The organism is Kitasatospora sp. NPDC059747 (assembly GCF_042732955.1).
GTDB lineage: Bacteria > Actinomycetota > Actinomycetes > Streptomycetales > Streptomycetaceae > Kitasatospora.
Genome location: NZ_JBHWGV010000038.1, coordinates 67713 through 76022, shown reverse-complemented (window position 1 = coordinate 76022; position 8310 = coordinate 67713). Strand labels below are relative to the sequence as shown.

General features: G+C 73.8%; 9 protein-coding genes and 1 pseudogene. 3 read left to right on the top strand and 7 right to left on the bottom strand.

All coding sequences use genetic code 11. The features are described 5' to 3' along the window. Window positions 1-260: 260 nt before the first annotated feature. From ACFV4G_RS18830 to ACFV4G_RS18815, 4 genes are all read right to left on the bottom strand, one after another. Window positions 261-686, bottom strand: coding sequence for an NUDIX domain-containing protein (locus ACFV4G_RS18830; protein ID WP_380441653.1), 426 nt, complete (start codon window positions 684-686; stop codon window positions 261-263). A gap of 9 nt (window positions 687-695) precedes the next feature. After that, window positions 696-860 carry an SPOR domain-containing protein gene (locus tag ACFV4G_RS18825; protein ID WP_380441651.1) on the bottom strand — a complete coding sequence of 55 codons (165 nt, stop codon included), beginning with the start codon at window positions 858-860 and terminating at the stop codon, window positions 696-698. Between the two features lie 117 nt (window positions 861-977). Further along, on the bottom strand, window positions 978-2426 hold the full coding sequence (locus tag ACFV4G_RS18820) for a DUF4190 domain-containing protein (RefSeq protein ID WP_380441649.1): 1449 nt from the start codon (window positions 2424-2426) through the stop codon (window positions 978-980). Between the two features lie 159 nt (window positions 2427-2585). Next, window positions 2586-3398 carry a methyltransferase domain-containing protein gene (locus tag ACFV4G_RS18815; protein ID WP_380441647.1) on the bottom strand — a complete coding sequence of 271 codons (813 nt, stop codon included), beginning with the start codon at window positions 3396-3398 and terminating at the stop codon, window positions 2586-2588. 149 nt (window positions 3399-3547) lie between these two features. On the opposite strand from ACFV4G_RS18815, the pseudogene ACFV4G_RS18810 reads away from it, so the two are divergent. Continuing rightward, window positions 3548-4677: pseudogene (locus tag ACFV4G_RS18810) on the top strand (dihydrofolate reductase family protein). 94 nt (window positions 4678-4771) lie between these two features. Then, window positions 4772-5434, top strand: a complete 663-nt coding sequence (locus ACFV4G_RS18805; protein ID WP_380441645.1) for an HAD-IA family hydrolase — start codon at window positions 4772-4774, stop codon at window positions 5432-5434. Window positions 5435-5621: 187 nt separating this feature from the next. On the opposite strand, the gene ACFV4G_RS18800 is transcribed toward ACFV4G_RS18805, so the two are convergent. From ACFV4G_RS18800 to ychF, 3 genes are all read right to left on the bottom strand, one after another. After that, the gene (locus ACFV4G_RS18800) at window positions 5622-5876 is read right to left on the bottom strand and encodes a Txe/YoeB family addiction module toxin (protein ID WP_380441643.1); all 255 of its coding nucleotides are present in this window, start codon (window positions 5874-5876) and stop codon (window positions 5622-5624) included. Further along, on the bottom strand, window positions 5873-6154 hold the full coding sequence (locus tag ACFV4G_RS18795; RefSeq protein ID WP_380441641.1) for a type II toxin-antitoxin system Phd/YefM family antitoxin: 282 nt from the start codon (window positions 6152-6154) through the stop codon (window positions 5873-5875). Before ACFV4G_RS18795 ends, ACFV4G_RS18800 begins: the two co-directional genes overlap by 4 nt. A 182-nt stretch (window positions 6155-6336) precedes the next feature. Next, the gene (ychF, locus tag ACFV4G_RS18790) at window positions 6337-7410 is read right to left on the bottom strand and encodes a redox-regulated ATPase YchF (RefSeq protein ID WP_380441639.1); all 1074 of its coding nucleotides are present in this window, start codon (window positions 7408-7410) and stop codon (window positions 6337-6339) included. A 273-nt stretch (window positions 7411-7683) separates the two neighbouring features. Here ychF and ACFV4G_RS18785 point away from each other — a divergent pair, with 273 nt between their 5' ends. After that, window positions 7684-8298 carry a DUF6542 domain-containing protein gene (locus tag ACFV4G_RS18785; RefSeq protein ID WP_380441637.1) on the top strand — a complete coding sequence of 205 codons (615 nt, stop codon included), beginning with the start codon at window positions 7684-7686 and terminating at the stop codon, window positions 8296-8298. Window positions 8299-8310 lie beyond the last annotated feature (12 nt).

The following is an 8310-nucleotide window of genomic DNA, read 5'->3' as shown; positions in this document are numbered from 1 at the left end:
GCGCAGCCGGGCGCGGGCGGCGGCGCTCCCCGCGGTGCCTGTCCGCCGTGCTCCCCCGCCGCCGTTACCGGTATTCGACACCGACGGGGCCTCCGGCTCTGGTCGGGATCGGCGGCGCCGGCTGGGGCGGCTCACCGATGGTGACGAAACGTGCCGAAAAGTGACATACCCAGCAGAACCCAGGCTATCCCGGCTGCCGGGTCGTCTTGTCCGATTGACCTACCTGGCGCGGCGCCGGGCTCGCGCCGACAGGTGGGGGCTCAGGTGCCCAGGAGGCCGGCGACGTGCGGGAGGACGTCCCGGTCGTGGTCGAGCCAGTCGACCGAGTCCAGCTCGTCCGGGCCGAGCCAGCGCAGCTCGTCGTGCTCCAGGAGCGGACGGGGGTCGCCGTCGAGCAGCTCGGCGGCCCAGAAGTGCAGCTCCAGGCCCGGCCGGACGGCCCACGCGCCGGGCAGCCGCTCCAGCGCCCGGGCGTGCACGCCGAGCTCCTCCAGCAGCTCGCGCTCCAGCGCCTCGGACTCCGTCTCGCCGGGCTCGGCCTTGCCGCCCGGGAACTCCCAGCGCCCGGCCACCTCCGCGGGGGTGTTGCGGCGCGCGGCCAGCACCCGCCCCGCCCGGACGATCACGCCGCCGATCACGATCCGGACGGCGGCCTGCTCCTCGATGTTCACGGTTGCGGGATTCATGGCACGAGCCTAGGCGTCCCCGGCCGCGCGCTCGGCCTCGGTCCAGTAGAGCTGCTTGTGGCCGCGGGCCTCGAACTCCGCCGCGAGGCGCTCGGCCTCGTCCTTCGCCAGTCCCCGCGCGACGACGAAGCGGTTGCCGTTGTCGTCCTGCCGCATCACCCGAAAGGTGCTCATGGCGGGAGCGTATCCCCGGCCTGCGTGGGGGTCGGGCCGGGGATACCTGTCCCGAACCGTACGGGCGGCTCGCTACCGGCAGGTACGGGCCGGGTTAACTCCGGGTAAGACGGCGCGTCAGACCCGGAGGTCGGGCACCTGCTCACCGGTGGACAGGCCCAGCTCGCGGCGGGCGTCCACGCTGAGCGGGGTGGTCTTGGCCGTCAGCAGCTTCGCCCGCCGGATCTCGCCCTCCAGCGCGGTCGGGTCGGTCGTCCGCGCTGCGGACTCCCAGGCGGTGGCGGCGTCCCGCTGGGCGGCGGCCAGCGCGGCGACCTTCGGCTTCGCGGCGTCCGGCCAGGACGTCGTCGTGCGGGACAGCTGCTCGGCCTCGGCGCGGGAGGCGGCCGCCATCCGCCCGGCCCAGGTCACGTACTCGGAGCCGGCCGTCGCGACCTCGCCCTTGGGCTGGTTCGCGTAGGCCGTGTTGAAGCCGCGGACGGCCTCCAGGTAGGCGAGCTGGGCGGAGGTCAGGCTGCCGCGGTCGGTGCGGACGGTGCCCACGTGCTCGGCGTCGCGGTCCTCGAAGGCGCAGGTGATGTACCGCTCCCCGTACTTCCAGTTGCCGGCGGTCGGGTAGAGGTAGATCTCGTCCATGCCGTCCGGGATCGCCCACTGGTCGAGGGCGTAGTTGTCGAGCACGGGGCGGCAGAGCTCCGCGGCGCGCTCGCGGATCGCCGACTCGCCCGGGTAGGTCCGGCTGTCGCCGGCCGGGGTCCTGGCGGTGCCGGCCACCTCGCCGTGGTGCGGGGCGGAGCAGGGCACCTTGCGGACCCAGTACACCGTCTCGTCGCCGCCGTCCGGGTCGACCCGGCTGCCCCCGTCCGGGGAGCTGTAGCAGTCCCCGGACTTGAGGGCGGACCAGCGGACCGAGCCGGCCGGGGCCTTGGGCGGCGCGCCGGAGTCGGCACGGTCGACCGGGCCCAGCACGGCGCCGAGGACGCCGAACACCGTGACCATGACGCCGAACACGCCGAACACCAGGCCCGTCACGGCCATGCCCATGCCGCGCTCGGCGCGCTTCCTGATCTGGACCATCGCGACGATCGACAGCACGAGGGCGACCGGCCACGCGCAGACGAGGCCGGTCACGAGGGCTCCGATGGCGAACCCGTTGACCTGCTTGGGGGGCTGGGGGTAGCCGTACGGGTAACCGGACTGGAAGCCGGAGTACGCGGCGGGCGGCACCGACGCCCAGCCCCCGGCGGGCCCGGTGGCCCCGGCTGCCCCGACGGGCGGCGGCGGGGGCAGCGCCAGGGGCGGGGCCCCGGCGGGGGCGGCCCACGGGTCGGCGGGGGCCGGGGCGGCGGCAGGCGGGGCCGCGTCGGCGGGAGCCGCCGGGACGTCGGTCTTGCCGAGGTCCACCCGGTCCGCCGGGATGTCCGCGGGCTGCGGAGACTCGGCGGGCGGGGCCGATTCCTTGCCGAGGTCCACCCGGTCCACCCGGTCCGCCGGGGCCACCGGGTTCTCGGCGGGCGCGGGGTTCTCCGGCCCGGGGACGGGCGCGTCGGGATCGGGCTTGGACACGTGGACTCCCCCGGCCCGGCGGTGCGGGCGTCAGCTCGGCGTTCTGCGCCGCTCGGCGGCCTTCGGCACACGGCTCGGACCCGAACGGGCCCGAGAACGAACGGTCGCGCGACTTTACCCGATCTTTTCGAACGCCTGCCCGCCCTTTGTTCCCGCCCCTCAGCCGCGCGCCAGGACCTCGCCGTGGAGCATCGAGAACCAGGCGTCCCCGGCGCCGCTCCACTCCCGCCAGCCGGCCGCGATCCGCTCCAGCTCCGCCCGGTCGGCGAAGCCCGCGGCCACCGCCGTGCGGGCGAACGCCGAGTCGACCGTCCGGTCCGCCCACATGCCGCCCCACCACGCGCACCGCTCGGGCGTCGCGCCCGTCCAGGTCGTGGCGGTGGCGGCGACCTCGGCGAAGCCGGCCGCCCGGGCCCAGGACAGCAGCCGCCGCCCGGCGTCCGGCTCGCCGCCGTTGGCGCGCGCGGTCCGCCGGTAGAGCGCCAGCCAGTCGTCCAGCGCGGGCGCCTCGGGGTACCAGGTCATCGAGGCGTAGTCGACGTCCCGGGCCGCGACCACGCCGCCCGGCGCCAGCACCCGGCGCATCTCGCGCAGCGCGCCCACCGGGTCGGCCACGTGCTGGAGCACCTGGTGGGCGTGCACCACGTCGAACTCGCCGTCACGGTAGGACAGTCGGTGGACGTCGGCGACCTCGAAGACGACGTTCGACAGCCCCCGCGCGGCGACGTACTCGGCCGCCTGCTCCAGCACCTCGGCGGAGGTGTCCACGGCCACCACCCGCCCGCTCGGACCGACCAGCTCGGCCAGGTCGGCGGTGATCGTGCCCGGCCCGCAACCGACGTCCAACAGGGCCTGCCCGGGGCGCAGTTCGGGCAGCAGGTAGGCGGCGGAGTCGGCGGCGCCGCGCGAGCGGTGCGAGCGCAGCACGGCCTCCTGGTGGCCGTGCGTGTAAACGGTGGACGTTCCGCTCATCGGATCCCCCTCGATCGTGTTCGGCTTCCCCCGACGCTACTCCTGTTCTCGCATCGCGAGAAGATTCGTCTCACATGATGGCCACCCGACGGCGCCCGCCCCACCGCCCGCCGTACCGTGGAGGCCCCCCGACAGAACGGTCCCGCCCCATGCCCGGCCCGCGCCCCTTCGTCCTGCTGAGCGCCGCCGTGTCGCTCGACGGCCACCTCGACGACGCCTCCCCCGAGCGCCTGCTGCTCTCCAACGCCGCCGACTTCGACCGGGTCGACGAGGAGCGCGCCGCCGCCGACGCGATCCTGGTCGGCGGCAACACCCTGCGCGCCGACAACCCGCGCCTGCTGGTCAACGACGCCGGCCGGAGGGCCGCCCGGGTCGCGGCCGGCCGGCCGGCGTACCCGCTGAAGGTGACGCTCAGCGCGAGCGGCGCACTCGACCCGGCGCTGCGGTTCTGGCACACCGGCGGCGGCAAGGTCGCGTACACGACGGACGCCGGCGCGGCGGCCCTGCGCCCGGCGCTGGACGGGCTGGCCGACGTGGTCGCGCTCGGCGGCGCGGTGGACCTCGGCGCGGTGCTGGACGACCTGGGCGCCCGCGGCGTGCGCCGCCTGATGGTCGAGGGCGGCGGCAGCGTGCACACCCAGTTCCTCGCGCAGGGCCTGGCCGACGAGCTCCAGCTGGCCGTGGCCCCGCTGCTGGTCGGCCAGGCGCAGGCGCCGCGGTTCGTCCACCCGGCCGCCTTCCCGGGCGGACCGGCGCGGCGGATGCGCCTGCTGGAGGCACGTACGGTGGGCGATGTCGTCCTGCTCAGGTACGCCCCGAAGGAGCCCGCCCCGTGACCACCGACCTCGACCACCTGCGCCGGGCCGTCGAACTCTCCCGCCTCTGCCCGCCGTCCGGGACCGCCTTCTCGGTCGGCGCGGTGGTCGTCGGCGCCGACGGCGAGGTGCTCGCCGAGGGGTACAGCCGCGAGACGGACGCGCACGACCACGCCGAGGAGGCCGCGCTCGGCAAGCTCCCGGCCGGTGACCCGCGGCTGCGCGGCGCGACGGTCTACAGCTCGCTGGAGCCGTGCGGGCAGCGGGCCTCGCGCCCGGTGCCGTGCGCCCGGCTGATCATCGCGGCGGGCGTGCCGCGGGTGGTGGTGGCCTGGCGCGAGCCGGACCTGTTCGTGACCGACTGCCAGGGCACGGCGCTGCTGGAGGCGGCCGGGGTCGAGGTGGTCGAGCTGGCGGAGCTGGCGGCGGAGGCCCGGGCGGTCAACGCCCACCTGCTCGGATGATCTTTTGTATCATCATTGAACAAATGGCTCGTCTTCGCCGGGTCCACCGCCGCCCGCCGGCACCCACCGGCCCGCACCGCGAGGAGCCCGACCCATGCCCGCCGCCCCCGTCCGGCTGACCGCCCGCGCCCTCCTGCTCGACATGGACGGCACCCTCGTCGACTCCGACGCCGTTGTCGAGCGCTGCTGGCGGCGCTGGGCGGCCGTGCACGGCCTCGACCCGGCCGCCGTCCTCGCCGTCGCGCACGGCCGCCAGGGCCACGCGACGATGGCCGAGCTGCTGCCCGGCCGCCCGGCCGAGGAGAACCTCGCCGACAACCGGCGGATGCTCGCCGCCGAGCGCGCCGACACCGACGGCGTCGTCCCCGTCCCCGGCGCGCCCGCCTTCCTCACCGCGCTGGCCGGCCTCCCGCACGCCCTGGTGACCTCCGCCGACGAGCCGCTCGCCCGGGTCCGGATGGCCGCCGCCGGACTGCCGATGCCGGGCGTCCTGGTGACCGCCGAGTCGGTCGGCGCGAGCAAGCCCGACCCGGAGGGCTTCCTCAAGGGCGCCGCCGCACTCGGCTTCCCCCCGGCCGACTGCCTCGCCTTCGAGGACTCGGGGGCCGGCATCGCCGCCGCCCGCGCGGCCGGCCTGCGCGTCGTCGGCATCGGCCCCCGCGCCGCCGCCCACCGCCCCGACGCCCACGCCGACACCCTCGAAGCCGTCACCGTCACCACCGAGCCCGACGGCACGGTGACCGTCACCATCCGCTGAACTCCCCCCACGAACGCCGAACCGCCCGGCCCCGTGCGAACACGGAACCGGGCGGTCCACCGCACCGGGCGGCGGTCAGACGTTGAAGCGGAATTGCCATCACACCACTGCAACCTGCGAGAACGCCCCTGCCGACGAACGAAGTCAGCACAGAACCAGCACGGTGACGTGAACCGGCTGCTGACGATCAGTAGTGGTAACGGGCTGCCAGGATGATGATCTCCCGGTCCGTGACCAGATGGACGAGACGGTGCTCGTCATCGATCCGCCGCGACCAGGCACCGGGCAAGTGGTACTTCAGCGGCTCGGGCTTGCCGATCCCGGTGAACGGGTCGCGCAGGACGTCCTCGATGAGCTTGTTGATCCGAGCGAGCATCTTGCGGTCGCTCTTGAGCCAGGACGTGTAGTCCTCCCAGCCGGCCTCTTCGAAGACGAGCCTCACGCGGCGCCCTTCTCGACACCCGCCGCATCAGGATCGATGAGCTCCCGCTCGGAAAGCCCTGTGCCGCCAAGGGCGTTCTCGTACGCCTTGAGCAAGCGGCGCGCGTTCACCGGCGAGCGCAAGAGGTAGGAGCCTTCACGCAAGGCGGCATAGTCCTCGGCCGAGACGAGCACGGCATTCCCGTGCTTGGAGACGATCTCAATGGCCTCGTGATCGTCGTTGACCTTCTTGATCAACGGGAAGAGAGCCTTGCGCGCCTCGCTGGCTGTGATCGACATCGACTGAACTCCTTCCATGACCGGTACCACATAACGTACCACTCAAGTGCATGCGACGGGCCGAAGAAGTCAGCACCGAGTCAGCACGGAAAACGGACCGGGGCCCGCCTCAAGGGAGGCGGGCCCCGTCCGACCTGCACATTTGACAGATCGATTCGATCTAGCTCAAAGCAATCAAATGATCAGACGTTGAAGCGGAACTCCACGACGTCGCCGTCCTGCATGACGTACTCCTTGCCCTCGATGCGGGCCTTGCCCTTGCTGCGGGCCTCGGCGATGGAGCCGGTCTCGACCAGGTCGGCGAAGGAGATGACCTCGGCCTTGATGAAGCCCTTCTGGAAGTCGGTGTGGATCACACCGGCCGCCTCGGGGGCCGTGGCGCCCTTCTTGATGGTCCAGGCGCGGGTCTCCTTGGGGCCGGCCGTCAGGTAGGTCTGCAGGCCGAGGGTGTCGAAGCCGACGCGGGCGAGGGTGGCGAGGCCGGGCTCCTCCTGGCCCATCGACTGGAGGAGTTCGAGCGCCTCCTCGTCGTCGAGCTCGATCAGCTCGGACTCGATCTTGGCGTTCAGGAAGATCGCCTCGGCCGGGGCGACCAGCTCGCGCTGGGCGTTCTTGAAGTCCTCGTCGGCCAGCTCGTCCTCGTCCACGTTGAAGACGTAGAGGAAGGGCTTGGCGGTCAGCAGGTGGAGCTCGCGGATCGGGGCGGTGTCGAAGCCGGCCTCGAAGAGGGTCTTGCCGGTCTCCAGGATCGCCTGCGCGGCCTCGGCGGCGGCCAGCACGGGGGCGGTGTCCTTCTTGAGGCGCGCCTCCTTCTGGAGCCGCGGCAGGACCTTCTCGACGGTCTGGAGGTCGGCCAGGATCAGCTCGGTGTGGATGGTCTCGATGTCGTCCTTGGGCGACACCTTGCCGTCCACGTGCACCACGTCGGGATCGGTGAAGGCCCGCACGACCTGGCAGATCGCGTCCGACTCGCGGATGTTCGCGAGGAACTTGTTGCCCAGGCCCTCGCCCTCGGAGGCGCCGCGCACGATGCCGGCGATGTCGACGAAGTCGACGGTGGCCGGGAGGATCCGCTGCGAGCCGAAGATCCCGGCGAGCTTGGCCAGCCGCGTGTCCGGGACGCCGACGACGCCGACGTTCGGCTCGATGGTGGCGAACGGGTAGTTGGCCGCCAGCACGTCGTTCTTGGTCAGGGCGTTGAACAGGGTCGACTTGCCGACGTTCGGCAGGCCGACGATTCCGATCGTGAGCGACATGAAGCGCAGTCCCGGGGCTTGGAGGAGTTGGACCGGCACCGTGCGGGCCGACCCCCAAGTCTACGGGCAGCTCCTCACGCCCCGGTCGCCACCGGCAGGGGCTCCAGGAACTCCGGCCGGTCGCCCAGCCGGTCGCCGGAGTGGAAGCGGCGTCGGCCGGGCAGGCCGGCGGGCCTGAACGACGATCACATCAGTACTCCGTCCGGAGACACGGAGCGAGGCCTGAACGGTCCATTACACAGTGTGGCGATGATCGGACCGTACGTTGGGTGGGTGGAGCAGAGCATCCGTACCCAGCCGCCAGGGCCCAGACGCCGTCCGCCGAACGGCAAGGGCGCCGCCGTCCCCGGTCCCGGGCGCGGCCCCGAGGCCGCCGGGGCCCCCTCCTCCCGGCTGCGGCCGGTGGCCGGGGCCCCCGCGAGCGTCCGCCCGGCCACCCCGAAACTGCGGCTGCGGCTGCCGCTGCGCGGGCGCGGCGACGCCCGGCTCTACGGGCGCCGCCGCACCGGGCGGCCCACCCGGCTGACCGCCGTCGGCACCGGCGTGGTCGGCGTGCTGGCGACCCTCGCGGTGGCCGGGGCCGACCGGCTGCTGTTCGACGGCCTCGGCTGGCTGTTCGGCCTCGGTTACGTGGTCGTCTGCTTCCAGCTGGCCGTCCGGGTGCGCTACGTCGACCTGCTCGCCGCGCCGATCAGCGGCCCGATCGCCTTCGCGCTCGCACTGTCGCTGCTCGCGCCGGTCAACTCCCCGGGCGTGACCGCCCAGGTGGTGGCGCTGGCGACCGGGCTCGCGCTGCGGGCCGGCTGGCTCTTCACCGGCACCGGGCTGGCCGCGCTGATCGTCCTCGCCCGGTTCGTCGCCCAGCGCCGGATCCAGCGCTCGCGCTGAGCGGCGCCCCCG